This window comes from Citrobacter sp. Cpo091, assembly GCF_030332645.1.
GTDB lineage: Bacteria > Pseudomonadota > Gammaproteobacteria > Enterobacterales > Enterobacteriaceae > Citrobacter > Citrobacter portucalensis.
Window position 1 is genome coordinate 1 of the sequence record NZ_JAOWHL010000003.1, and the last position, 379, is coordinate 379.

General features: G+C 52.5%; 1 protein-coding gene. It reads right to left on the reverse strand.

Annotation, left to right across the window (positions count from 1 at the left end; genetic code table 11):
* Positions 1–379 (reverse strand): hypothetical protein (locus OGY04_RS00010; protein ID WP_286584502.1); only part of this gene is annotated, 379 nt, incomplete at both ends.

Genomic DNA, 379 nt, shown 5'->3' on the forward strand with positions numbered 1-379 from the left:
TGTCCGCGGCCAGGGTGCCTGCCGCCAGATTGGTGATCTTGCTGGCACTTCCGTTGTGCTTAGCACTGAATGCACCAGAGTCAGCATCCCACAGCAGGGCATCATCGGTGAGCGTGGTAACAGCGTCGCTCAGGTTATTGATATTGGTAGTGTTGGTGGCGATATCAGTGGTGTTCTGATTGATGCTGGTCGTATTAGCGGCGATATCGGTTGTGTTCTGGTTAATGCTGTCGGTATTGGCGGTAATATCGGCAGTGTTTTGGTTGATGCTGTCGGTATTGGTGGTGATATCAGCAGTATTCTGATCCACTTTCTCATTTGTATCAAACAACTGGGAGCCGTTAACGGCATCGGTGCTGTCCGCGGCCAGGGTGCCTGC